The following is a 23645-nucleotide window of genomic DNA, read 5'->3' on the forward strand; positions in this document are numbered from 1 at the left end:
AAATCATAAGTTGGCAAAAGCGATAGCGGATGTGTCATGGTCTGAATTTGTGACCAAGCTAAAATATAAGGCAAAATGGCTCGATCGAAAAATTGTTGAAATCGACAGATTCTTCCCATCGAGCCAAATTTGTCATGCCTGTGGTCATCGAGATGGCAAGAAACCATTAGCTATTCGTGTGTGGACTTGTTCATCTTGTGGTACGACACTAGACCGAGATATTAATGCAAGTAAGAATATCTTAATCGAAGGGTTAAGACTTTTAAAGCAACAACCGTAGGAACTACGGGGATAGCCTACTAAAAAAAGTGAAGCCGCTGTTTCGAGCAACTGGAAACAAGCAAGCACTGTTCGTAGGAAACTCCCACTTCAAGCAACGTTCGAAGAACGGCTAAGTGGGGGTAGTTCAATGATGTCGTTTCGTTAGAAAAAAACTCGGGAATTTGATAACTGGTAATAGGAATCGAAGAGATCACGTATGGAAATAATCGAATATGACTGGGTAAAGCAAACGCGTCACATTCTTTTAGCACAATGTCGCATGTTAAGTGAGCAGGAGCTTGTTGCGGAGTCAAATTTTGGCTTCCTCAGTATTAAGGCGACGCTCGTGCATATCGCTGGATGCTATCATGCATGGATTGGGTCTTTTTTATTCGCCCAAACAAAGACGCCTATACGTACAGAGCAGGAGCTGCCATGGAGAACGGATAGTGGTATCGTCCGAAAATCTCCGAGGCAGCTGCTTATGCATACAGTGACACATGAATTTCATCATAAGGGCCAAGTTGTCGCCATGCTGCGCCAACTTGGTCATGCCCCACAAAATACCGATATATTAGGATTAGGTGAACTGATACAAGAAAAGCAACAGTATATCCATAAAGAGGTTGAGACAAAACACGTTATTTTCTTTTTTTTATCGTTCGCAATGACAAACCGGAACCGCGTCACAGCGCGATTCCGGTTTTTCTTATGCTCATAGGAGAGGTTGTTTTTATACGTATGTCCCATCCTCTTATTTTTGTGTGAAAAATACCGAGATAACGGTATGATAGAAAGAAAGATTATTGAAGAGGAGGGAGCATATGGAACAGTATAAAAAATTTATTCATGCGATTTGGTTAGATTTTAGTCATCATTGGTATTATTTTTTATTAGTTATTACCGGCACGAATATTTTATTAGAAGCCATTGTCATTCCATTATTTCGTTTTAGCTTATCAACGGTGCTAGAGCTTGGGAATATTACATATTTATCGTACACAAATGCCCTGCCGCTGTTTATTCAGCATCCATTTGTTGCACTCGGACTTGTTGTCGTTGTCGCCATACTACTCTTTATTACGTTTATTCAATTTGTTTTTGTGCTACGCGGTATTATTCAAATTAAACAACATTGCTTTAATCTGAAGACACTTGTAAAGGAAGTCTATCAGGTTGTCACGCATACTAACTGGAAAACATTTAGTTTATTCTTTTGTTATTTAGGCTTTTTACTACCATTTTTCAATGTTTTCTTTTTAAATTCACCACTCTTAAGTAAACTTGTTTTCCCAAAATTTATTTATGATGAGATTGTTAATAATCCGTTTTATATGACGGGATTTGCGCTCATTATTGCGGGACTTTTTTATATTGGTATTCGCTCAGTATTTACACTACCGGAACTTATTATACGACCAAAAGGCTTTAGAGCAGCATTAGCTTTAAGCTGGGGACGCACAAATAAACGCTTTTTCCATTATGCGATTCGCTATACATGGATTGCGGTGACGATTTTTACAATCTCTAATGCAATTTATTTTGGTGTGTACTTTTTACAAATGGGCTTTGATTTATTACCATCTCCAATTCCTGTCACTGCAGTAATTATCAATTTAACGATTGTGAAAATTGTTCATTTACTCGTCAATGTTTTTGCGGTAGTGGCCTATAGCTCGGTATTTTTAAATGAATTGATTGTGGCGGATGAGGAGGAGCATGTAGAACCGACACGTTTTACGTATCGCTATAAGCATTGGTTTTTAATTGCCGGTGTGCTACTTTTAACGATTTATAATGGAATTTCCTCTGCTGATACGATTGATAAAGGAACTGAAACCATTTCACATCGCGGCGTAACAAGCGGCAATGGTGTACAAAATACGATTCCTGCAATGAAAAAAACGATAAAATATTATCAACCAGATTATATCGAGATGGATGTACAGGAAACAAAGGATCATAAATACGTTGTTGTGCATGATAAAAATTTAAAGAAATTAGCAGGTGTTGATAAGAAGCCGCAAGAGCTTACATTAAAGCAGTTAAAGAAAATGACGGTTCGTGAAAATGGCTACGAGGCGAAAATCGCGAGCTTCGATGACTATTTAAAGGTAGCGAATAGGCATCATCAAAAATTATTAGTAGAATTAAAAACGTCATCTTCTGATTCGAAGGAAATGGTTCCGCGATTTATCAAGCAATACGAAAAGAACTTTGAAAAAAATGGGCATATCCTGCAGACACTGAGTCATAAAGCGGCAGATGAGCTGAAGCAGGAGGACCCTGAAGCCTTTGTGAGCTATATTTTACCGTTTAACTTTTCATTCCCGACAACGGATTTTGATGCCTATACAATGGAGCAAACAACGTTAAATTCATCCTTCATTGGCAAGGCATTGATGATGAATAAAAAAGTCTATGTCTGGACGGTCAATGACAAGAAGGATATGCGACAATCACTCTATTTGAATGTAGACGGTATTATTACAGATGAAATGGGTACATTAAATCAAGAGATTGCTGCATTCGAAAAAGAGCCGACGTTTGCGGAATTTTTATTAACCTATACGACCATCTATTTAGAAAATGAGTAAAGACATAGAAGTAATAAATCTCTAGGTCATTTTTGAATACCTAGTATATGATTGGAGATGCTGTTATGAATAAAAAATATATTGCGGTATTTTTACTGCTCTTTTCATCATCACTTATGCTCGGTCTAGCTTTAAAAAATACAGTAGATTATGCGATGCTTATTGCGTATGGAGTAGGAGGCCTGTTTTTAATAGGCGCGCTTTACTTTGCGCTAACGCAAAAAGAGGGCAATCCTCAAAAATAAAAAGTAGTACTTATATAAAAAAAACGTCCCGAGATTTTTCTCGGGACGTTTTTTTATTGCTGTTGCCACGCTTCTGATAAGTAGTTATCATCCATTTGATACTGAGGTTTGGTTATATCTTTTATAAATGATTGAAGGGCCTTATCGACATCAATCCAGCCGCGCCATCCTAAGTGAATCGTATCTTGCATAAAGTACGGCTCGGCAGATTTTTTCGTGAAGTCAGCGACATGATAGAAGCCTTGTTCATTCAATTGTGTGGTGATTTTCGTTGCGAATTGTTGAACCATTTCTTGTGATAGGCCTGTGTAGTCACTCCATTTTTCATTAATCGGTGGAATAATAAACAGAACATCGGCATTTTGAGCGGCAATTTGATTTAAAACAAGTTGGAAGTCTGCGAACTCAGGCCCTTTTGTATAATCAAGATTTTGCTGCTTATCTTTTAATGTTTCAACACGATCTTTTAAGTTTTTATTATAAAAGTCATTTGAGATGCCTAAATCATTCGAAGAAGTCTCTTTAGCGCCAAGCTCATTTGCTAAAGCAAGCCATTCTTGTTGATTTTCTGTAGTAGGCAGCATGTTTTCAAAGTCATGAATTTTCGATAAATTGTTTGATGCTCGCATATTCATTGTACCGAATATGCGGTCCTCACGATTTAATACACGATATTCAAGCTTCAAATCACGTACTTGTTTTTCAGAAAGAGCAGTGCCATGCATGATTTGCTGTAAATTCTCTTTCATCGTAGGTGAATTTTGAATATTTTCAAATTGTAAAAGACGCTTTGCATAATACTGCTCATAAGCGGTCACTTTTTTCGTATGCATCATCCAGTGGTATAACTGTAGTTTTGAAAAATGTGCTGCAAAATAATCTTCTTTCACACCATTTTCAACGAACCACTGAGGTGAAATAATAAAGACCATTTTTTTATTCGTCAGTGCTTGTTGACTGTTGTTCATAATCGCGTAATGCATGAGTGATTGTGTACCAGGTGCGCCAATTAGAAATGGCGTATAATCACGATCATATTTGTAAGATAAGACCGATGGGTGGAACGGACTAAATCGGCTCAGCTCAGATGAGCCAAAAAACGGAATATATTCGGATTGTTTAAGCGCAGATTTTGTTAAGTCACTGCCTTGTATAACAGTGTCTGCCATAGAGCTACTTGCTTGCTCCAATACTTTGTTGTTTGTAATAGCTGAGTTAGCAGGTGTTAAAAAGATAATCCCTACAATAATAACAGCGATAATAAGTGGTCCAAAAGCAAAGAAAAGCTTTTTCTTCATGATTATGCTAGGCTTCCGACTGTCGCGATGATTTTATTTGGTGTGCGCCAGTCTTCACGTTCAAAGTCAGAAACAGGTACTTGAATACCTAATTGACCATCAATTTCAACAAGTAATTGTACGGTTCCGAATGAATCTAAAATACCTTCCTCGTATAAATCTAAATCTAAATCGTCTCGTACATCCGCACCTGTAACTTCTTCTAAAATTGCTAATAATGTTTCGTTCATGTGTTATTCTCCTTTAGTTAAAAAATAGTTTGTCCAAAATTCCTGAGAAAATCAGGAAGCTCACGCAGACAATGTGGAATGTCACAACCACTGCCAATGCATGTGTCCACTTGTTAGATGGCCATGTTTTGTGTTTTTTCTTAAGACGTAGCCACCAGTCATTTACGCAAATAGCTGTTGCGTGGAAGACGCCATATAAAATGTAATACCATGTAAAGCCATGCCAGAAGCCCATCAATAGGAATAAACCAAAGTACCCTACATTTGAAGCGACAATACGGCTTTTAAATACTTTTTTCTTGATGAGTAAGAACATTAAACGCATATAGACATAATCTCGGAACCATGTAGAAAGCGAGATATGCCAGCGATTCCAGAACTCTTTAATGTTCCAAGAAGCAAATGGCTTATTAAAGTTCATTGGTGTATGATAACCCATTAAATTACTGACACCTACAGCAAATAGGCTATAACCGGCAAAGTCAAAGAATAAGTAAAGACTGTATGTATACATATAGCCAAGCAGATCCCATGAGAAGAAGCCCGCAGAAAGTGTAGCCTTTTCAAATGATGGCAGTAGTACACTGCCAAGATAGTAGCCAAGAATGAATTTGTATAAGAAGCCCATGAAAATACGTTGAATTCCTAGCTGTAGCATTCCTGCATACTCTTCACGCTGTGGTGCAGTATGCAATTCTTTTTGGAATCGACGGAAACGGTCGATTGGTCCAGATGAAATGGTTGGGAAGAATAGTAGGAAACGGATATAATCCCATACATTGTATGTTTTCAGCACACCGTCTCTAAATTCAATCAGCACTTGCACACTTTTAAATGTTAAATAAGAAATGCCTAAAAATCCGATAAACGATAGATGGATATCAAATAGAGGGAAAAATTTCGTTAAAAATAACGGTAAGATGGCGAGTGCAATACTCGTGTAAAAAATGCTCGTTTGATTATGATTGATACGGTATTTTTGATACGCCGCTACAAGGATGGTTTGCCAAATGACGTACAAAATAAGTGCGACACCCTGTTTCCAGCTCTCGCCACCAAAACTAATGTATAAGAAAAATAATGTGACAAGGCTTTGATACCATGGTAATCGTTTACCCTTCCATAGCATAAACAGCATTAATGGAATTAACGCGATCAGCACGTAAATAAAATACATTGGGTTCGCGTAGGGAATAAGTGAAGGAATGTTCTCTATCATTGATTCACCTCAGCCATTAACGCTTTGCGGTCAATTTTACCGTTTGGTGTAATCGGTAAATTGGCTTTATAAATAAAGCGCTGTGGCATCATATAATCCATCATTTTCTCGGATGCCTCTTGTTTAATGGCACGTGTTAATTTGAAATCTTTATCAAATGGTGATTCATTTGATACGATAATCGCCACGAGCTGATGGACTTTTTTCTCTTTCAATTTTGGCACCACAATGGCTTGTTTGACATATTGGCATTGTGCTAAATGATGGTCTACTTCTTCAAGTTCGATACGATGTCCATGCAGTTTCACTTGGAAATCAATACGTCCTTCATAAAAAAGTAAATCATCTTTTAATGAACCCGCATCACCTGTATGATAGGCGGGCACTCCATCTAATGTGAAAAAGGCTTCAGCTGTTTTTTCAGCATTGTTCAAATAGCCTTTTGAGATAGAAGGACCTGAAAGAATAATTTCGTTTGTTTTTTCATCAATGACGACGCGTGTATCCGCTTTAACATAGCCAATAGGAAGTCGTTCATGGGCAGCTAGAACCTCATCGGTAATCTCAACAGCTGAAACAGCAACGGTTGCCTCTGTAGGGCCGTATGTGTTGAAAACGCGCGCTTGTGGGAAACGTTCGCGTAATGTGATGGCTGTTGAGCGTGCTAGTTCTTCACCACAGAATAAGAATGTAGAAATAGAAGGGTAATGTGCTTCATCGAATTTCTCATCCATCAAGCAAATGTCTATAAATGATGGTGTTGAAATCCAATTGTTTACATGTAATTGCGGTAATCGCGTGAAAAGATCTTTAAAATTAATGACCTCATGTTTATGAAGTGGTGATAGCATACCACCTGAAGCGAGTGCCGGATAAAGCCCCATGACAGATAAATCGAATGAATACGCTGCCTGTGCTAAATAATTTTGACCAGGTTTTAATGAAAAGGCTTCAATCATCCAATCTACGAAGCTACATAAATTGTCATGACTAATTTGCACGCCCTTTGGAACACCAGTCGTGCCTGATGTGAAAATGATGTAATATGTTTCTTTTTGCTGTACACCTGAAAATTCTGTTTGAATGAGCCCATCAAATTTTTTGATTTTTGACCATGCAACAATTGGTGTAGATGAAACGAAACTAGCATCTTCATTAACCATGACAACTAATGAAGGATCTGCTGTTTCTAAAATTAATTGTAGTCTGTCATTTGGTGTATCTGAAGAGATGGGGATATATGCAATCCCTGCTTTTGTGGCGCCTAAAAACATTGCCACCATCTCAAATTGTAAATCACCAAAAATAATAACAGGCTTTTTGCTTTGAATTGTTTGTTGTAAAAAACTTGCGGCAATATTACTGTAATGTTCTAGCTCACCATATGTATAATTTTTCTCACTTGTTTTATACATAATGCGATTCGGATCATCTACAGCCCATTGCTTCATTTTTTCCAACATCGTTTTATTGTCCACACTAAAACTCATTGTAAATAAATGAACCTCCTTGAATATCTTTGTAGTGATATAAATACAACAGCACGATTAAAATGACTGTGTAAAAAACGGTACTACCCGTAAAAATAAGCCAAGAGGTTTTCTTTTCTTTGTCCACAGTGAAGTCCTCCTTTTTATTTCCAAATATGACTTAAAAATAACATGGTTAATATCGTAACATAAAAGTCATGATTGTAAAAATAAATTTACAATTGAAATAAAACTCTTTGTTAGGAGCGCTATACTGTAATGAAAAGTTCCAAATTTAATGGAAATCCCATTCTTTATTACTAAAGACTATTTAAAATGGATGAAAAAGGAATTTAAAATTGGTAATTAGTTATTTGCATTCAATCTTTTTGTACTAATAAGCGAATCTTGTTTTTAAGAATATCTTAAAAAATCTTATTTTAAAAAAAGTATAGAAAGCGATAATAAGTTGTTTTTTGCTGGATATATTCTGACTGGAAATAAGATGAAATTCGATAGTATCGTGGCTATTCGTTATAACTAATTATGATAAAAAGCTGGAATCCATTAACGTAGAATTTCGGCTTTTCTTTATTCAAAAAAATGCATAAAAAGTTATATAGATTTTTCTGTATACATTATAAAAAATTTTAATTTGAAACTAAGCATGTTCTAGAATGGATGTTTAAACGAATTAAAGGATAGGAATGTAATAAAAAGGGAGGCGATTTATTTTGAAAAAATGGATAGTTAGCACAGCAATTGTTTTGGGGTTGAGTGCAGTTTCTGCAGAGGTGATACCAAATGGTTCAGTAGAAGCACAGGCAAAGTCTTATAATATGAGTGAAAAATTTGCGGAAAATCTACGTAAGGGTACGTTACCGCGAACGAAAGGGAAAATTGGTATGACGTATAAAACTCTTGCAAAAAAGGAGAAAGGCAAAGCGATTATTGATGGGGACCCACCAGTATATCGTACAACTATTGGAGATAACTTTCTTTTCAACAAATTTGCGAAAAATAAAATTCCAAAAGATGCAAAAGTAAAAGGGATTTTCCGTGTGTATGATTATAAAATTTCATCTAAATCTGTTAAAAAACACTTTGGAAAATCGTATAAAGCATACAATCAATCAGGAAAAAAAGTGCCTATTCATGTATATAAAACGGGTAAATACTATACGCATATAGAAGTCCATAAAGGAAAAACATATGTTGATGTTGGAACGAAATCTACAATCAAATATGTGACATCAACAGGTACATGGTATAAATAAATAGAAGCTGGAATCCTATTTTAATGGATTTCAGCTTTTTTATTTGAGAAGCTATCTTAATTAATACTTTTGTTTTTTAATAAACAAAAGGAGCTGTCCAAGAAATGATTTTCGGGTAGCTTTTGTCTATTTTTGATCATAGAATTCTATCATTTATCGTCTTTTTGAATGGAAATAGAGAAGTTATTACAATATGAGAGGGCTGTGCTAAAGCCAATTTGGGCTTTTAGTACAGCCCTATTTCATGCTTCACCATAATCACATCTCTTAGGAGAAACAAATTTAGGGAATGTTTGAGCTATTTTTTCATAAGTAGAAAATTGAAGTTGATTTGAGATTATTACAATTGAGTCTCCGTCATAACCAATCCAAAATACACTGCTATTGGCTTCCATTTTAACAATGACTGTTTCTCTAATATCACCTTCAAGATTTCCTATCCATTCCCTTTTATCTAGGCTGAATACATTTTTGTTACTAGACCATACCACTAATTCATTTGAAGCACCTAGACTAAGGTAAAAAGGGAACATCAAACCCTTAAGTTTTTTAAGTCCAAGTTTCATTTTATACTTTCTAAAACGCACAACTTGTTTAGAACCATAATGAGTACAATTGTAGCCATCTTTATTTTTTCGTTCAATTACTTCTTAGAATACGGGTTCATTTACTGATAATGACATAAGAGAGTTCATAATCAGACGATGTTTGAATTTTTACAGGCACCAGATAAAGAAACGTTGATTGATTAATAAATAAAAAAAGCGTAGCACATAAGGCTACGCTTTTTTCTATGAGGCAGTTACTTTCACATGGCGACCATGAACGAAGTAATAAATAACAATTGTAATCAGTACTAAAACAGCCATTGATGCATACATACCACGATAGCCAAAATGCGGTAAAATGGCACCGATAATAATAGGGCCAACGCCAATTCCGGCATCCATTGCAATATAGAAAGTTGAGGTTGCTAGACCAATACGGTGATTGGGTGCTAAATTGACAACCGCTACTTGGCTACAAGAAATCATATTCCCGAAGCCTAGCGCGATTAAGGCACTTGCTACAAGCATCATGCCACTACCATATGATTGACTTAAACAGAAAAGACCAATCGTAATTGAACTACCCCCACTTAGCCGTTCTTCGAACGTTGCTTGAAGTGGGAGATTCCTACGAACAGTGCTTGCTTGTTTCCAGTTGCTTGAAACAGCGGCTTCACTTTTTTAGTAGGCTATCCCCGTCGTTCCTACGGTTGTTGGTTCAAAATTCTTAGCCCTTCGGCTAAAATATTTCGACTTGCATTAATATCTCGATCTAGTGTCGTATCACAAGATGAACAAGTCCACTCACGAATATCCAATGTTTTCTTGCCATCTCGATGACCACAGGCATGACAAAGTTGGCTCGATGGGAAAAATCTGTCGATTTCAACAATTTTTCTACCGAACCATTTCGCCTTATACATCAGTTTTTGTACAAAAGAAGACCATGACACATCACTAATCGCTTTCGCCAACTTATGATTTTTCATCATACCTTTGGTATTTAAGTTTTCGATGCAGATGACATCATATTGACGAATCAATGCCGTTGATAGCTTGTTTAAAAAATCTTCACGTTGAAAAGCAACACGCTCACGCAAACGAGCCACTCTACGACGTTGCTTTTGGTAGTTCATGCACGCACGTAAATCACGACCATCTTTTTTCGCTTGCTCATAGCGACGGGATAATTTGCGCTGCTCACGTTTTAACTTCTGCTCCATTTTGGCTGTAAAGCGTTGGTTATCCATTTTACGTCCATCGGACAGAATCGCAAAATCGGTGATACCTAAATCAATTCCTACAGCTTCCTTTGTTTGAGGCAATGGCTTAAAGTCTGGTACTTCGCATAGGACAGACACGTAAAACGTACCACTCGCATTGTATTTAATCGTTGCTTTTAGAATACGACCTTCAATATCACGCGACTTCGCAAATTTTACGAGTCCTAATTTTGGTAGCTTCATTTGATTACCGACAATCGCAATATTGTTATTCGTATTCTTCGTAGTATAACTTTGGACTGGATTCTTTTTACTTTTAAAGCGAGGATAGTTATTTTGCTTTTGAAAGAAACGTTGAAAAGCGTCTAGTAAATTTTCATAAGAGGCTTGTAATGCCACACTATCTACATTACGTAACCAAGCGGTATCATCTTGTTTCTTCATTTTCGTGAGCATTTTGGACATAATGGAACGATTCAATCCTTTTCCTTCTTCTTTATAAGAAGTATTCCACAACGCAAGAAAATGGTTGTAAACAAAACGACAATGCCCATGGGTTTGATGGATGAGCGCTTGTTGGTCTTTAGTTGGGTAGATACGGAATTTATACGCTTGATGTGGCATGACAGACACCTCCTTTTTTTGAATAGTATAATAGGAACAGATGTTCTTTTCAACAAATTAGTACTGGCAGCATAATTGGGTTCGCATTCATCTCTTCCCTACTCACTACGTTCTTTGAGGGAGGGGGATTCTGCGAAGAAATGATAAAACTATACTTGACTCAATTTAAGGATAGGTTCGCAAAAAAAGATTAGAACAAAACACGTTATTCTCCTTTTTTAGCGGTCGTAACGAAAAACCGGAACTACGCCACTGCGCGATTCCGGTTTTTCTTATGCTTATAAAAGCGGTTATTTTTACACGTATATCAAAGCCGCTTCTTTTGTATACACAGCTTAAACAGTTTTATTGCATCTTATTTTCATTTGGTGCTATGATACCACTAGCTCATGAAGCGTATTTAGGAGGCAAACAGATGTCAATTTTACACATAACAAATCCACAACAAATAAATGAACAAGTTGCGACGAATAAAATGGTCGTATTAAATTTCTGGGCAACTTGGTGCGGACCTTGCCGCATGTTCGCAGAAGTACTTGAACAACTAGATGATAACAACGACGATATTCAAGTATTGAAAGTCAATGTTGACGAACATCCAGAGATTTCCGAAAAGTTTGATGTCATGGGTATTCCTCATACACGTGTCATTTTAAATAATTCGATGTATGAGCCACTTGTTGGTCATATTCCACTTGAGCAACTAGAACCAATGCTCCGTTCAGAAATAGACGGTCAATAAAACATACTAAAGGCGTATCACGGAGTCGTAATTGTCTACTTCATGATACGCCTTTTTAATTATTTACCAATACGACTCATTTTCATAACGCCCCAAATGGATAATCCAATAACTAATGCAATTAATACCCAAAACAGCGGTGAAAGCTGTTCTTGTAGAGTCAGAATTTCATACATAATGAAAGCCATCAGAACCGCGATTGTATTTTTTGTATAGTTTAAAATTTGCGAACTTGCACGGTAAAATTCTTCGGCATTTTCTTCGTTAAAACGTGTTGGATAATTATGTAACTGTGGTTTACGCTCTAAAAATTCTAGGCCTATTTGCGTTGCAATGGCAATAAGAATAAGAGCGATTGTTTCCCATTTCGAGCCGTAACGATCAACTGTAACGCCATTATAATGCATCGGAATTTCTGCGGGTAACGTACTCATTTTTGCGAAGAAAAATATGATTAAAAATAAAATAGCCGCATAGCCAATACTATTCGCAATTTTTTCAGGAATCGATTTTTCAAGCTTTATTTTAGGTCTCATATAGCCCCTCCTGTTCGAGTACTTTTTCGACAACCTCTATCGGAATAATGTCATGCTGGCGTAACGCCTGAAGTGGCATCCACACCGCTTCATATGTATCCTCTGCTCGCATATCAACAAACTCTTCGCCTGTACCCTGACCAAAAATTCCGCTTTGACGCGTGGCATAATAATAATATTGTGTACCATCATAAGGAACGGTAATCAAGCAATTTCCAATCGCAACAACTAAACCAAGCTCTTCAAAGGCCTCTCTTTTTGCTGCGGCTTCAACCGTTTCATCCTCTTCTACCTTTCCTCCAGGAAATGTATAATAGCGACGTCCATTTTTCACACGCTTAATCAACGCGACACAGCCTTGTTCGATTAAAATAATCGCGCTCCGTTTATGCATCTCACACACCCTTTTACCAAATTATACCACAAAAAAAGAGCGTAGACATATTTGTCTACACTCTAATCATGTTATTGTTTTTTCAAAACAAGCGTTTCTTGCTTTCCATCATAAGTAAGTGTCAATGTTTTATCTTCTTCCGTTGCTAATGTACATTCATTACATGAATCCGTTTTTTTAATGGAATTGTTTACTAATAACTCACCTGTTCCGGCAATTTTTTCATCTGCTAACTCATAACCAACTTGTTTTGGTAAATCTCCTGTACCAACATACTTAATGCTTAATTCATATTGTTTTTGACCTACTGATGGCTCTTGAACAACTGAATAGCTCGTATCCCAATCACTGTTTGTAGCTTTAAAATCGTATGTTTGTGTTGGTTCTTCTTGGCTACATGCTGCAAGCACCACAAGTATAAGACTTAATACAAATAATAAGCTAAATTTCTTCATTTCATTTATTCCCCCTATGGTATGGCGCGCCCAACTGTATATCCGGTGAAAATACAGCTACCTAAAAAGGTTCCTTCTAATGAACGGTAGCCATGGATACCTCCGCCACCAAATCCTGCCGCTTCACCTACTGCGTACAAGCCATTGACGACATTCTGGTGTTGATCTAGTACGGCACCGTTTAAATTAGTTTGTAATCCTCCAAGCGTCTTGCGCGTCAAAATATTAAGACGTACCGCAATAAGTTTCCCACTAGCTGGGCTTAATAGTTTATGTGGTTTTGCTACGCGTACTATTTTATCACCGATATAGCGTCTTGCGTGATAAATTATTTGAATTTGTGGGTCTGTCGATTGTTTATTCACAATTTCGTCATCACGACTCAAAATTTTCTCCTTAATTGATAAAAAATCGAGCAATTCATTGCCTACTAAATTATTCATTCCCGCTACTAGCTCTTTGACACCATCCGCTACGACAAAATCCACACCATTGTCGATAAATGACTGCACAGGTTTTGGTGCCCCTTTTTTCACACGCTGTAGTACCTCAAGTAACCGCTTATTCGTCAAGTCCGGGTTTTGCTCTGAGCCGGATAATGCAAATTCTTTTTCGATAATTTCCTCCGTTAAAATAAACCATGAGTAATCATAGCCCGTTTTGCCAATCGCTTCAAGCGTTGACAACGTATCAAAGCCTGGATAATTTGGTGCTTCAAAACGATTCCCCTCTGCATCAAGCCATAATGAGGACGGTCCTGGTAAAATTCGAATGCCATGATTGTCCCAAATCGGTGAAAAATTGCGTAAGCCTTCCGTATAATGCCACATCCGGTCTTTATTAACGATACGCGCACCATGCTTCTCTGCTAGCTCAAGCATTTTACCATCTACATAATTAGGCACACCGGCAATCATTGTTTCAGGCGCTTTTCCAAGTCGATCAGGCCAGTTTTGACGTACAAGCTCCAAATTCGCGCCAATGCCTCCAGATGCAATGACAACCGCATCCGCGTGGTAATGAAATGGCCGTACAACTGCGCGCGAGGTCGCTTTACCACGCTCCGCGGTGTCTTGCACTAAAATATTCCCTCGAACACCGCACACACCCTGCTCCGTCATGATAAGTTCCGTCACCTGGTGCCTCGCTAGATAGGTTAATTGCCCGCGATTTCTCGCTTCAAGCACAGATTTTTTAAATGGCTCGACAAGTCCTGGTCCCGTTCCCCATGTAATATGAAAGCGCGGCACGGAATTTCCATAGCCGCCCGGTAGCATCGCCCCACGTTCAGCCCAGCCGACTACAGGGAAAAAGCGTACACCTTTTTCCTTTAAATACGTATATTTTTTATGTGTCGCAAATTCAACATAGGCATGTGCCCATTGAATTGCCCAACTATCCTCATCTTCAACACGATCAAATCCTGCTGTATGGCGCCAGTCCTTCCAAGCAAGCTCAAAGCTATCTTTTACCCCTAGACGTTTTTGCTCAGGTGAATCAACTAAAAATACGCCACCAAAGGACCAAAAAGCTTGGCCTCCTAAAGACTGTTCGCCTTCTTGGTCCAATAATAAAACTGTTTTTCCTCGTTCAATCAATTCAGTTGCTGTTACTAAACCTGCAAGACCTGCACCAATAATAATGACATCGTATTTCATGTTGTAGCCCCCTTTTCGTATTAAATTCGCTTTTTTACGTAGAAATTCCTTTATATATCTTGAAAAAAGATTAATACTATGCCAGAATGAGATAAGTTACGAAAATGTGAATTTTTTAAAGCGAATTAGTTGATAACGCTTCCAAAAAACGTTAGCGTAATGGTGAGAGAAAAATGCATCCTAAGTACTGTAATAGCTTTTACATAAACAACACGGTTTTTAACAACTAAACGCGTTACACTTAGTATGTGACAATGATAACTACTATGACAAAGAGAGGTGACAGTCAGCGAGTAACTCGCTTGACACACTACTATGGATACACGTAAAGAACATGACTTTTTAGGCGAATTAGAAATTCCAAACACAGCTTACTATGGCGTACAAACAATGCGTGCAAAAGCAAACTTCCCAATTACAGGGTATACGATTCACCCTGAATTAATTCGTGCAATGGCTATCGTGAAAAAATCAGCTGCCCAAGCAAATGCAGCAACCCATCAATTAAAACCATCTACTGCAGACGTAATGATTGAAGCATGTGATGAAATTATTAACGGGCAGTGGCACGAACAATTTGTTGTGGATCCAATCCAAGGCGGTGCCGGTACTTCAATTAATATGAACACAAATGAAGTCATCGCTAACCGTGCTCTTGAAATTTTAGGTTATGATAAAGGTCGCTTCGACATCATTAGCCCAAACAACCATGTAAATATGGCACAATCAACAAATGACGCATTCCCTACAGCAATTCACATTGCAGCTCATTCAATGATTCAAAAATTAGGCAAAACAATGAAAAAAATGAAAGATACATTTGTCGCAAAATCACTAGAATTTGATGATATTGTCAAAATGGGTCGTACACACTTACAAGACGCTGTGCCAATTCGTTTAGGCCAAGAATTTGAAGCCTATGCAGCAGTTGTTGGTCGTGATATTACACGTATTAAAAAAGCACAAGAAAGCTTATTAACAGTCAATCTTGGTGCAACGGCAATCGGTACAGGCTTAAATGCTGATTTAGAATACCGTGAGCTTGCGATTAACTTCCTACGCAAAAATACAGGCTATCCATATGCATTAGCGCAAAACTTAATCGATGGTACACAAAACACCGATGTTTACACAGAAGTATCATCTGTATTAAAAGTGTGTATGCTAAACATGTCAAAAATCTCAAATGATATTCGTATGATGGCTTCTGGCCCTACTGCTGGTCTAGGTGAATTAATTTTACCTGCACGCCAACCAGGGTCTTCAATTATGCCAGGGAAAGTAAACCCTGTAATGCTTGAAGTAATGAACCAAGTAGCATTCCAAGTAGCAGGAAATGATTTAACGATTTCAATGGCTTCTGAAGCGGGTCAATTTGAATTAAACGTGATGGAACCTGTACTTGTTTATAACCTACTACAATCACTACAAATTATGGACAATGTATTTGAAGTATTTACAGAATACTGCCTAAAAGATATCAAAGCAAACAAAGAACGTTTACTTGCTTATGTTGAAAACAGCATTGGTATTATTACAGCTGTATCACCATATATCGGTTACGAATCGTCTTCTCGTATCGCACGTGAAGCACTTGCAACAGGTAAATCTGTACGTGAGCTATGTGTTGAATACGGTCACTTCACACCGGAAGAAATCGACAAAATCCTTAGCCCATACGGTTTAACAACACCTGGGATATCTGGTGACCTTGCGAAATATCGCGCAACACATCAAGAAGGCCTAAAATAAATGCAACTCAAAATACCTCATTCGTCATATTAGACGAATGAGGTATTTTTTTATTCGTATTCATACACCATTCCCTGCCATTCATCGCGCAACATACTGTAAATAAGTGAATCACGCCATCCACCATTTATACGTATATGGTCGCGAATTCGCCCCTCTGATTGAAATCCGACCTTTTCTAGCACGTTAAAAGAAGCAATATTTTCAGGGTCACAAGTGGCAAAAATTCGATGCATATCTAGCTATTCAAAGCCGAATGCTAGTAGCACATTTGCCATTTCAGTCGCAAAGCCTTGTCCCCAATAAGCGGGATGCAATACATAGCCGATTTCTGCGCATTCATTGTACCAGTCCGTAATCCATAGCTCCCCCGCACCGATAAGTTGGCCGTCATATTCTACTGCTAAACAATACCGCAGCCGTTTATGCTCTGCTGCATCCGCTACTACTTCTGCAACAAATTGCGTCGTTTCTTCGAGTGAATTTGGTCCCCATGGCTGATCATGTGACACTTCCTCTCATGACGCGTACTGATGAATTGCTACTGTATCATGAAACGTGATTTCATGTAACCAGAGTCGCGTTGTCGATAATTGCATAGGCTTTCACCTCTTTTTTACTACTTCATACCCTTTTGCAATCAAAAAAAGCCGGAATCCTTTATTCCGGCTTTTTTCGAAAATAAATGATTATTTCATTAACTCTACAAACAAATCATTTGGCTGCGGTTTTGTCGTAATCATATGCTGTTTACTCATCCATTCAATTTGTTTTTGCCAGGCATTTGCATCATCAGATAAGAACTTGTTGCCCTTTTGTTCCATCGTCGCCATCAGTATTTGTAAGCTTTTCTTTTCTACTTTAGATGATAACGGGAAATTTGCTTCATCTTGTTTTGCCATTAAGATTTCTAGCGCTTGTTGTGGATGCTTCTTCATGTAAGCATATCCTTTCTCAGAGGCACGTAGAAACGCCTTTAGTAGTTCAGGATTTTCCTCAATTGTCTTGTCGCCTGATACAAATAACAGTTCATAATAATTTGGCACCCCATAATCCGCGGGGTTAAACGTACGTGTCGGAAACCCTTTCTCTTCCATTACGGGCACTTCATGATTAATCAGCGCGCCACTAAGCGCATCCACTTTATTTGTAATCAGAGCTGGTACGAGGTCAAACCCCACATCTTGCATCGTTACTTTCTTTGGGTCTCCACCATCGGCTTTTACCATCGATTGTACATACGCTTCACTTAAGTCACTTCCCGCATAGCCAATTGTTTTTCCTTCTAAATCTTTAGGTGATTGAATCGTTTTTTCTTTATCAAGAACAATAATATGGTTTAACGGCTCGCGTACAATGGGGCCAATTGACTTTACCGGAATTCCTTCATTTGCACGCGCTCGCACGATATCTTGCTGATAATAAATTCCTACCGTTGCTTTACCAGCAGCAGTCAAGGTAAGTGGATCCGTCACATTTTGAGGATATTGAATATTTAAATGAATTCCCTCTTCCTTAAAATAGCCTTTTTCCTCCGCAGCATAAATAAAGCTATGAACTGCATTAGGATACCAATCCAGTACGAGTGTTACCTCTTGTAGTCCATCAGCCGTTGTTTTTTTATCACTGCTTCCACATGCACTTAATACTGTCATACAAATGCAGCATACATATACTAGCAACATTTTTTTCATTATTCTTTCCTCCAACCCATATATTTTTTCTCCACACCCGCAAGAATGGCCGCAAAAATAACCGCCATTAGCGATAACACAACAATAGGGGCGAATACACCCGCACCATCCATTTGTGTCATCATACGTTTACTAAAATAGCCAAGACCTGCTTGCGCTCCAAGCCACTCACCGATTGCCGCTCCGATTACAGTCAAAGGCACCGCAATTTTAAGACCTGTAAAAAATGATGGTAAGGCAGCCGGGACCTTTAATTTCCAAAACTGTTGCCAACGACTTGCTCCAAATGTTTGTAGAAGCTCAAACTGTCCTTTTTTCACACTGCGTAAACCCTCAAAAGTATTCATTGTAATGGGGAAAAAAGCAATTAAGACCGTCACAAGTACTTTACTCCAAATACTATAACCAAACCACAGCACAAAAATGGGGGCAAGGGCAGTCGTTGGAATCGTTTGTGAGATGACAAGAAGTGGATAAAAAGCCCGCTCGAACCACGTACTGGCATCCATTACTAATGCAAGGGCTACACCTAATACAAGGGAAATCAGCAACCCGATCCCAATGATCGTTAATGTCGCCGGCAAATGAATCGTCAACAGTGGTTCACGAAGTAACCATATTTTCTTAAGAATTTGAAGTGGGGACGGCAAAATATACGGCGATGCAAGAACACGTGCAATTACTTCCCAACTAATGAGCAGTAGCGCCACTAACAAGAAAGGCGGTACTATTTTTTTCATCGCATCGCACCCCCAATTTTTTCATAGATATATGCTTTTGATACTGTCGAGTCCATACATTCAAATGCGGTAAGTGGTTTTTTTGTCGCTACAAAAATACGATCTGATAAAAATAACGCCTCCTCAATATCATGTGTAATAAAAATAACCGTTTTCTGTTCTAAGTGGACAATGTCCTTTAACCATTTCTGTAAATCATTACGGGTAAGAGCATCCAGTGCGCTGAATGGTTCATCTAATAATAATACGTCGGCTCCTGTTAAAAGAGCTCGTATCAAGCTTACGCGTTGTTGCATACCACCTGATAATTCGTATGGCTTCTTATCTTCATAGCCAGCTAATCCAAAGCGTATAAAAAGCTGCTGCGCTTGCTTACGTGCTTTCGCCTTTTTCACGCCTTGACATTCTAACGGTAAAATCGCATTATCAAGTGCTGTTCGCCAGGGCATAAGCTGATGGTGCTGTGGCATATAACCTATTTTTCCATGTTTTTTTATCCTCCCTTGCTGTGGATTTTCAAGTCCTAGCAACAAACGAAATACGGTGCTCTTACCGCAACCACTTGCCCCAACGATACTAACAAATTCACCCGCTTCTACGTGCAGGTTTAAGCCATTTAAAATTACTTTCTGACCATACGAAAAATGCACATGCTCCATCCTAACAACCATTCTTTGCTCCTCCTTTATCACAACAAAAAAGCCATCTCCCGCAGGAAATGGCTCTACATGCATCGCTAAATAGAACCCACTTCCTTGCGTCAGCATTACCTAATACAAGTCATAAGGGTTTCATCTCAGCTTTTTATAGCACCCCTAGTGGTCAAAAATTAAAAAACGTCCCATGCCTAGATTACCGGCATGGGACGTGATCATATGAATCAATCAACGCTTTCCTACGCTAGTACAAACTAGATCAGGTTCAAGGATTAATTCATTACGTGAATTTCTCGGCTGACAACATCAGCACTCCTAGCATCTTTTTGTATGTGATTAAAAAGCAGTATAGCACGATAATGAATAATTGACAACGTTCTCCCTACACCCCTTCAAACGATTTAAGTGCTAGAAAAGTCGTTTGTATAATTTTATATTTCAATAAAAAGCTTTTATCACTTTCTTTAGCTGTTCTTTCTGATAAAAAACTTAAAAAGAAAATATTTATTTTAAACAAAAAAACACGCACCTATTCCTGACGTAGGTGCGTGTTTTTCTATCCATGGCATCCGGGGGTGGAGTCACATGAGTTTATATTATTATCATACTAGCTATTTGTGGAAAAAGTATGAATGGGAAATGACAATCTAAAGGTAGTGCCGATATTTTCCTTACTTTCAACTGTAATAGCGCCATCTAATGCTTCCGTTAACGCTTTAACAATCGCTAGGCCAAGGCCTGTGCCACCCTTATCGCGAACACGTGATTTTTCAACCCGGTGGAAACGATCAAAAATAAAGGGAATATCCTCTGCTGGAATACCAACACCTGTATCAGTTATTTCAATAATTAGTGTAGATTTTTGCTCAAATGCACGTAGTGTAATCGTTCCTTGTGGTGTATAGTTAACCGCGTTTTGCAGTAAATTAATAATGATTTGCTCAAAGCGCATACCGTCTGTTTCTATGTCTTGAAGCGGCCCTTGAATCGTAACCTCTAAGGCTAGATTTTTTTGATGTGCCTTTAAACGAACTTTATCTGCGGCATCTTCTAGTAATTCTTCAATATCAACTGCTTGTTTATAAAATGTCATCATGCCTTCTTCCATTTTTGATAGGTCAAAAACATCTTGAATTAATTTAGATAAACGAATGGATTCTTGATCAATAATATGCGCATATTTTTTCAACTCTTCCTCAGAGCGATACTGTCCATTTTCAATAAGTTGTGCATAGCCTTGTAAGTAAGATACCGGCGTCCGTAGCTCATGTGAGATATTCGCCAGTAGTTCACTTCGGTTTTTTCGGTAGTTATTTAACTCCACACTTAAATCATTAATGGACTCACCGAGAATGCCAAGCTCATCCTTACTCGTAACCGTGACCTTCGTATCCTGCCCTTTGGCAATTTTACGCGTAGCCTCGGTCATATCAACAAGTGGACGTGATAATTTCCACGACACTAAAATCGTATACACAAGCGCTAATAAAATCGCCATTAAAATACCGCGTAGCGTCCAGTAGCGAATCTGGCTCATCGTTTCATACCAGCTTGTGACATTTGACATGACTAGGACCCCACCATTATATTCCCCATCTTTTAGTAAAGGTTTTCCTACATAATGAAAGCGCGCGCCAGTAGCATTTTCGGTACGGCTTCCTGTATAAGATTTTTGTTCGGCTTCAAGCGGTTTTCGCCACTGCGAGTCAATGGTATCTTGCTCAAAAAACTCATAAGCCGAGCGAGATAAAATTTTGCCGTTTTTATCGAATACGATAATGGCATCATCACTTAAGCTGAGCATTAAATTAATGCGTTCCGGCTCTAGCTTATCCTCTTTTTCAAGTTGCATAACAGCTCGTGTCGCCGCTTTCTCAACAGAGGCATCTACATAATCGGTATAAACATTCGCAAAAATACGATCAATTAGCACGGCGAGCGGCACTAAAATAATAAAGAAGAGTGCCATAATAAGTGCGCCCCATTTAAAACCGACACGATTAAACATGCGCATCTTCTGGCATATCGAATTGATAGCCAAGACCCCAAACCGTTTTAATTAGCTTTGTGCGCGCACCGATTTTTTTCATTTTATAACGTACATTTTTTACATGCGAATCAATTGCGCGTCCGTCTCGCTCATGTTCCTCATCCCATAATAAATGCAGCAAATCATCACGCGTAAATACTTGATTCGGTGCTAAAGCAAGCTGCTTCAACAATTCAAACTCTTTTACTGTAAAGTCAATTTTTTGACCATCGACCTGTACACTGAAGGACTGAATATCCATTTTAAATGAGCCATATTGGATAATCGATTCATCCTTCTCCTCCTGCATGGTCGCACGGCGGATTAATGCATGAATACGCGCCTTCAATTCTGCAAAATCAAATGGCTTCACTAAATAATCATCTGCACCAAGCTCGAGGCCACGTACGCGGTCCTCTACCTCTGTGCGAGCTGTTAGCATTAAAATCGGTGTCTGCCCCATACGACGTACTTCTGCACATAACGTAAAGCCGTCTACATACGGCAGCATAATATCTAATAAAATTGCATCAAATGTTTCTAAATTAATTTTCTCAAGCGCTTCTGCCCCGTCCTTAGCGATTGTGACATCATACTCTGGGCTTAAATGCAGCGTTAATAGTTCCTGCATTAATACTTCATCTTCTGCAATTAGTAATCGCATGTTAATCACTCCTTCTCACAAGTATAACGTAATTCTTTTCATTATTTTATTTTCTTCTATAAGAAAAAGCCAAAATCACAACGATTTTGGCTTTCATTAAAGAGAATCCTCACGTTTCCATTCTCTACGATTGTGATGATTTTTTCCATTTTGGTTTGATAAAGGCAGTCCACGCGACCAACAACACCATCAGCATGAACCAGACGCCCCAAATCCAAACATTTTCAAAAATAGCAGTTAAATAAACGGCTACAAAGGTCACAATGGCCATAACAAACATTCCGATTAACATTTGTTTCGTAGACATCTTTATCTCTCCATTCATACATTATTACTACTATTATAAATAGCAAGCGATACAAAATCAGCGGTTCATTTAAAATGAATTAAAAAAAGTGTGGTGCTGTCACAAACTCTTTGTAACGGCTCCACACTTTATCCATAAGTTATTAATTTTCTACAACATTGTATGTGTAATCATTTTGCTCAAGCATTTTCTTCCAATCAGCGCGTGATGTTTCCGTAAAGTTATCAAGTTCTGTTACTTGACCATCTACTTTAAATTGAATGGTTTCAAGCTTAGGGAAATTCGCAAATAATGAGGTAATGATTTCTACATAGTTTTCATTTGTATAAACAAAATTATTTTCTAACATTCCTTGACCATTAAAATCAAGAATGATTTTTTTCTCATCTTTTGATACAGCGTAATTATTGAAGTATGTCGTATAATAGCGATCATATAAGGTCATTAAGATTTTTTTCGTTTGAGAACCTTCTGCAGCATATGAATAATCTACACGTGTTGTAATAAATTGTTCATCGTTCATATCGTAAATAACGATTGAATCATCTGTTGCATCTTCGTTTAAGCTTAATGGTTTTGTTAAATCGGCTTTCACTGTTTCTGTAGCTGTTTCACCACTGACAGTTTCGACTTCCTCTTCTTCTTCCGTTGTTGCTGTTTCTTTCGTTTCTTCTTTAGTAGTCTTTTCCTCTTTTGAAGATGTATCCGCTACAGCTTCTTTCTCTGATGCACTACTATCCTTGCTATCGGATGTTGTGGACTCTTCTTGCTTCTCATCCGCTTCAGACTGTGCATCCTCCGATTTTGTAGTAGACGCACTTGAAGATTCCTCGGCTGTTTGAGTCACTGGTGCTTGCTCATTGTCAGCGCTAGAACTATCGGACGTGTTGCCACAAGCTGCTAACATTGCAACGGTTACTGCCGTTAAAAGCATCATTTTTTGCATAAGTTTCACTCCATTTCCTCTTGTAGTATACCTGTAATTTCGTTTTTACACAAAGAACATTCTGTTGCAATAATAAGTATA

At 38.2% G+C, this 23645-nt stretch carries 28 protein-coding genes and 2 riboswitches; of the genes, 7 read left to right on the forward strand and 21 right to left on the reverse strand.

Translation table 11 applies throughout. The features are described 5' to 3' along the window. The 4 genes from QI30_RS05175 to QI30_RS05190 all read left to right on the forward strand — a co-directional run. Nucleotides 1–280: RNA-guided endonuclease TnpB family protein (locus QI30_RS05175; RefSeq protein WP_148113851.1), on the forward strand; the 280-nt coding region annotated here is incomplete at its 5' end. A 198-nt stretch (nt 281–478) separates the two neighbouring features. Next, nucleotides 479–982 (forward strand): DinB family protein, encoded by a 504-nt coding sequence (locus QI30_RS05180; protein ID WP_126989875.1) that lies wholly within the window; start codon nt 479–481, stop codon nt 980–982. 103 nt (nt 983–1085) lie between these two features. Continuing rightward, a complete protein-coding gene (locus QI30_RS05185; RefSeq protein WP_126989876.1) occupies nt 1086–2858 on the forward strand; it encodes a glycerophosphoryl diester phosphodiesterase membrane domain-containing protein in 1773 nt (590 codons plus the stop codon). Between the two features lie 65 nt (nt 2859–2923). Beyond that, nucleotides 2924–3103 (forward strand): hypothetical protein, encoded by a 180-nt coding sequence (locus tag QI30_RS05190; protein WP_126989877.1) that lies wholly within the window; start codon nt 2924–2926, stop codon nt 3101–3103. 53 nt (nt 3104–3156) lie between these two features. On the opposite strand, the gene dltD is transcribed toward QI30_RS05190, so the two are convergent. Genes dltD through QI30_RS05215 form a run of 5 tightly spaced genes read right to left on the reverse strand, consistent with a single transcriptional unit; the run spans nt 3157 to nt 7467 of the window. Continuing rightward, nucleotides 3157–4401, reverse strand: coding sequence for a D-alanyl-lipoteichoic acid biosynthesis protein DltD (gene dltD / locus QI30_RS05195; protein WP_126989878.1), 1245 nt, complete (start codon nt 4399–4401; stop codon nt 3157–3159). A 2-nt stretch (nt 4402–4403) separates the two neighbouring features. Beyond that, nucleotides 4404–4631 (reverse strand): D-alanine--poly(phosphoribitol) ligase subunit DltC, encoded by a 228-nt coding sequence (gene dltC, locus QI30_RS05200; RefSeq protein ID WP_126989879.1) that lies wholly within the window; start codon nt 4629–4631, stop codon nt 4404–4406. A gap of 13 nt (nt 4632–4644) precedes the next feature. Beyond that, complete coding sequence (gene dltB, locus QI30_RS05205) at nt 4645–5850, reverse strand: D-alanyl-lipoteichoic acid biosynthesis protein DltB (RefSeq protein ID WP_126989880.1); 1206 nt, start codon at nt 5848–5850, stop codon at nt 4645–4647. Next, nucleotides 5847–7340 (reverse strand): D-alanine--poly(phosphoribitol) ligase subunit DltA, encoded by a 1494-nt coding sequence (gene dltA, locus QI30_RS05210; protein WP_126989881.1) that lies wholly within the window; start codon nt 7338–7340, stop codon nt 5847–5849. The genes dltB and dltA overlap by 4 nt, the downstream gene beginning before the upstream one ends. Further along, nucleotides 7330–7467 (reverse strand): teichoic acid D-Ala incorporation-associated protein DltX, encoded by a 138-nt coding sequence (locus tag QI30_RS05215; protein ID WP_126989882.1) that lies wholly within the window; start codon nt 7465–7467, stop codon nt 7330–7332. Before QI30_RS05215 ends, dltA begins: the two co-directional genes overlap by 11 nt. 586 nt (nt 7468–8053) lie before the next feature. Here QI30_RS05215 and QI30_RS05220 point away from each other — a divergent pair. Further along, nucleotides 8054–8596 (forward strand): hypothetical protein, encoded by a 543-nt coding sequence (locus QI30_RS05220; RefSeq protein ID WP_126989883.1) that lies wholly within the window; start codon nt 8054–8056, stop codon nt 8594–8596. Between the two features lie 242 nt (nt 8597–8838). Here QI30_RS05220 and QI30_RS05225 read toward each other — a convergent pair whose 3' ends face one another. The 3 genes from QI30_RS05225 to tnpB all read right to left on the reverse strand — a co-directional run bounded on the left by QI30_RS05225 (nt 8839) and on the right by tnpB (nt 10991). Next, nucleotides 8839–9162 (reverse strand): hypothetical protein, encoded by a 324-nt coding sequence (locus QI30_RS05225; RefSeq protein WP_126989884.1) that lies wholly within the window; start codon nt 9160–9162, stop codon nt 8839–8841. A 225-nt stretch (nt 9163–9387) separates the two neighbouring features. Further along, the gene (locus tag QI30_RS05230) at nt 9388–9720 is read right to left on the reverse strand and encodes an MFS transporter (protein WP_370323586.1); all 333 of its coding nucleotides are present in this window, start codon (nt 9718–9720) and stop codon (nt 9388–9390) included. 128 nt (nt 9721–9848) lie between these two features. Then, nucleotides 9849–10991, reverse strand: a complete 1143-nt coding sequence (gene tnpB, locus QI30_RS05235) for an IS200/IS605 family element RNA-guided endonuclease TnpB (RefSeq protein ID WP_126989886.1) — start codon at nt 10989–10991, stop codon at nt 9849–9851. A 415-nt stretch (nt 10992–11406) separates the two neighbouring features. On the opposite strand from tnpB, the gene QI30_RS05240 reads away from it, so the two are divergent. Beyond that, on the forward strand, nt 11407–11733 hold the full coding sequence (locus tag QI30_RS05240; RefSeq protein WP_126989887.1) for a thioredoxin family protein: 327 nt from the start codon (nt 11407–11409) through the stop codon (nt 11731–11733). 59 nt (nt 11734–11792) lie between these two features. On the opposite strand, the gene QI30_RS05245 is transcribed toward QI30_RS05240, so the two are convergent. The 4 genes from QI30_RS05245 to QI30_RS05260 all read right to left on the reverse strand — a co-directional run bounded on the left by QI30_RS05245 (nt 11793) and on the right by QI30_RS05260 (nt 14776). Next, the gene (locus QI30_RS05245) at nt 11793–12269 is read right to left on the reverse strand and encodes a DUF1648 domain-containing protein (RefSeq protein ID WP_126989888.1); all 477 of its coding nucleotides are present in this window, start codon (nt 12267–12269) and stop codon (nt 11793–11795) included. Then, nucleotides 12259–12663, reverse strand: a complete 405-nt coding sequence (locus tag QI30_RS05250; RefSeq protein ID WP_126989889.1) for an NUDIX hydrolase — start codon at nt 12661–12663, stop codon at nt 12259–12261. Before QI30_RS05250 ends, QI30_RS05245 begins: the two co-directional genes overlap by 11 nt. 71 nt (nt 12664–12734) lie before the next feature. Then, nucleotides 12735–13118, reverse strand: coding sequence for a hypothetical protein (locus tag QI30_RS05255; RefSeq protein WP_126989890.1), 384 nt, complete (start codon nt 13116–13118; stop codon nt 12735–12737). A 14-nt stretch (nt 13119–13132) separates the two neighbouring features. Next, nucleotides 13133–14776 carry an FAD-binding dehydrogenase gene (locus tag QI30_RS05260; protein ID WP_126989891.1) on the reverse strand — a complete coding sequence of 548 codons (1644 nt, stop codon included), beginning with the start codon at nt 14774–14776 and terminating at the stop codon, nt 13133–13135. A gap of 315 nt (nt 14777–15091) precedes the next feature. Here QI30_RS05260 and QI30_RS05265 point away from each other — a divergent pair, with 315 nt between their 5' ends. Then, complete coding sequence (locus QI30_RS05265) at nt 15092–16528, forward strand: aspartate ammonia-lyase (protein ID WP_126989892.1); 1437 nt, start codon at nt 15092–15094, stop codon at nt 16526–16528. Nucleotides 16529–16578: 50 nt separating this feature from the next. Here QI30_RS05265 and QI30_RS20895 read toward each other — a convergent pair whose 3' ends face one another. The 9 genes from QI30_RS20895 to QI30_RS05305 all read right to left on the reverse strand — a co-directional run bounded on the left by QI30_RS20895 (nt 16579) and on the right by QI30_RS05305 (nt 23564). Continuing rightward, the gene (locus tag QI30_RS20895; RefSeq protein ID WP_233600523.1) at nt 16579–16764 is read right to left on the reverse strand and encodes a GNAT family N-acetyltransferase; all 186 of its coding nucleotides are present in this window, start codon (nt 16762–16764) and stop codon (nt 16579–16581) included. 6 nt (nt 16765–16770) lie between these two features. Then, the gene (locus QI30_RS20900) at nt 16771–17040 is read right to left on the reverse strand and encodes a GNAT family N-acetyltransferase (RefSeq protein ID WP_233600524.1); all 270 of its coding nucleotides are present in this window, start codon (nt 17038–17040) and stop codon (nt 16771–16773) included. A gap of 177 nt (nt 17041–17217) precedes the next feature. Beyond that, on the reverse strand, nt 17218–18222 hold the full coding sequence (locus QI30_RS05275) for an ABC transporter substrate-binding protein (RefSeq protein WP_126989893.1): 1005 nt from the start codon (nt 18220–18222) through the stop codon (nt 17218–17220). Next, nucleotides 18222–18962, reverse strand: a complete 741-nt coding sequence (locus QI30_RS05280; protein WP_126989894.1) for an ABC transporter permease — start codon at nt 18960–18962, stop codon at nt 18222–18224. Before QI30_RS05280 ends, QI30_RS05275 begins: the two co-directional genes overlap by 1 nt. Then, nucleotides 18959–19633 carry an ABC transporter ATP-binding protein gene (locus tag QI30_RS05285; RefSeq protein WP_233600525.1) on the reverse strand — a complete coding sequence of 225 codons (675 nt, stop codon included), beginning with the start codon at nt 19631–19633 and terminating at the stop codon, nt 18959–18961. The genes QI30_RS05280 and QI30_RS05285 overlap by 4 nt, the downstream gene beginning before the upstream one ends. 64 nt (nt 19634–19697) lie before the next feature. Continuing rightward, nucleotides 19698–19789, reverse strand: a riboswitch (TPP riboswitch). Nucleotides 19790–19837: 48 nt separating this feature from the next. Further along, a riboswitch (TPP riboswitch) is annotated at nt 19838–19945 on the reverse strand. Nucleotides 19946–20225: 280 nt separating this feature from the next. Further along, nucleotides 20226–21626: a sensor histidine kinase gene (locus QI30_RS05290; RefSeq protein ID WP_126989895.1), complete on the reverse strand. Its 1401-nt coding sequence runs from the start codon at nt 21624–21626 to the stop codon at nt 20226–20228. Further along, nucleotides 21619–22311 carry a response regulator transcription factor gene (locus QI30_RS05295; protein ID WP_126989896.1) on the reverse strand — a complete coding sequence of 231 codons (693 nt, stop codon included), beginning with the start codon at nt 22309–22311 and terminating at the stop codon, nt 21619–21621. Before QI30_RS05295 ends, QI30_RS05290 begins: the two co-directional genes overlap by 8 nt. Before the next feature lie 124 nt (nt 22312–22435). Next, nucleotides 22436–22618, reverse strand: a complete 183-nt coding sequence (locus QI30_RS05300) for a hypothetical protein (RefSeq protein WP_126989897.1) — start codon at nt 22616–22618, stop codon at nt 22436–22438. Between the two features lie 142 nt (nt 22619–22760). After that, nucleotides 22761–23564 carry a hypothetical protein gene (locus tag QI30_RS05305; RefSeq protein ID WP_126989898.1) on the reverse strand — a complete coding sequence of 268 codons (804 nt, stop codon included), beginning with the start codon at nt 23562–23564 and terminating at the stop codon, nt 22761–22763. Nucleotides 23565–23645: the final 81 nt, after the last annotated feature.

The sequence above is a fragment of the Candidatus Kurthia intestinigallinarum genome (assembly GCF_003991225.1).
Taxonomy (GTDB): Bacteria; Bacillota; Bacilli; order Bacillales_A; family Planococcaceae; genus Kurthia; species Kurthia populi.

Bases quoted from the DNA above. Each gene is read 5' to 3' on its own strand.
- QI30_RS05255 (WP_126989890.1), bottom strand. From the start codon at position 13,118: ATGAAGAAATTTAGCTTATTATTTGTATTAAGTCTTATACTTGTGGTG.
- QI30_RS20895 (WP_233600523.1), bottom strand. From the start codon at position 16,764: ATGCATCGAATTTTTGCCACTTGTGACCCTGAAAATATTGCTTCTTTT.
- QI30_RS05240 (WP_126989887.1), top strand. From the start codon at position 11,407: ATGTCAATTTTACACATAACAAATCCACAACAAATAAATGAACAAGTT.
- QI30_RS05300 (WP_126989897.1), bottom strand. From the start codon at position 22,618: ATGTCTACGAAACAAATGTTAATCGGAATGTTTGTTATGGCCATTGTG.
- QI30_RS05180 (WP_126989875.1), top strand. From the start codon at position 479: ATGGAAATAATCGAATATGACTGGGTAAAGCAAACGCGTCACATTCTT.
- dltB (WP_126989880.1), bottom strand. From the start codon at position 5,850: ATGATAGAGAACATTCCTTCACTTATTCCCTACGCGAACCCAATGTAT.
- QI30_RS05295 (WP_126989896.1), bottom strand. From the start codon at position 22,311: ATGCGATTACTAATTGCAGAAGATGAAGTATTAATGCAGGAACTATTA.
- QI30_RS05305 (WP_126989898.1), bottom strand. From the start codon at position 23,564: ATGCAAAAAATGATGCTTTTAACGGCAGTAACCGTTGCAATGTTAGCA.
- QI30_RS05280 (WP_126989894.1), bottom strand. From the start codon at position 18,962: ATGAAAAAAATAGTACCGCCTTTCTTGTTAGTGGCGCTACTGCTCATT.
- QI30_RS05190 (WP_126989877.1), top strand. From the start codon at position 2,924: ATGAATAAAAAATATATTGCGGTATTTTTACTGCTCTTTTCATCATCA.
- QI30_RS05185 (WP_126989876.1), top strand. From the start codon at position 1,086: ATGGAACAGTATAAAAAATTTATTCATGCGATTTGGTTAGATTTTAGT.
- QI30_RS05275 (WP_126989893.1), bottom strand. From the start codon at position 18,222: ATGAAAAAAATGTTGCTAGTATATGTATGCTGCATTTGTATGACAGTA.
- tnpB (WP_126989886.1), bottom strand. From the start codon at position 10,991: ATGCCACATCAAGCGTATAAATTCCGTATCTACCCAACTAAAGACCAA.
- QI30_RS05290 (WP_126989895.1), bottom strand. From the start codon at position 21,626: ATGTTTAATCGTGTCGGTTTTAAATGGGGCGCACTTATTATGGCACTC.
- QI30_RS05285 (WP_233600525.1), bottom strand. From the start codon at position 19,633: ATGGTTGTTAGGATGGAGCATGTGCATTTTTCGTATGGTCAGAAAGTA.
- QI30_RS05250 (WP_126989889.1), bottom strand. From the start codon at position 12,663: ATGCATAAACGGAGCGCGATTATTTTAATCGAACAAGGCTGTGTCGCG.
- QI30_RS05225 (WP_126989884.1), bottom strand. From the start codon at position 9,162: ATGAAACTTGGACTTAAAAAACTTAAGGGTTTGATGTTCCCTTTTTAC.
- QI30_RS05260 (WP_126989891.1), bottom strand. From the start codon at position 14,776: ATGAAATACGATGTCATTATTATTGGTGCAGGTCTTGCAGGTTTAGTA.
- dltC (WP_126989879.1), bottom strand. From the start codon at position 4,631: ATGAACGAAACATTATTAGCAATTTTAGAAGAAGTTACAGGTGCGGAT.
- dltD (WP_126989878.1), bottom strand. From the start codon at position 4,401: ATGAAGAAAAAGCTTTTCTTTGCTTTTGGACCACTTATTATCGCTGTT.
- dltA (WP_126989881.1), bottom strand. From the start codon at position 7,340: ATGAGTTTTAGTGTGGACAATAAAACGATGTTGGAAAAAATGAAGCAA.
- QI30_RS05265 (WP_126989892.1), top strand. From the start codon at position 15,092: ATGGATACACGTAAAGAACATGACTTTTTAGGCGAATTAGAAATTCCA.
- QI30_RS05245 (WP_126989888.1), bottom strand. From the start codon at position 12,269: ATGAGACCTAAAATAAAGCTTGAAAAATCGATTCCTGAAAAAATTGCG.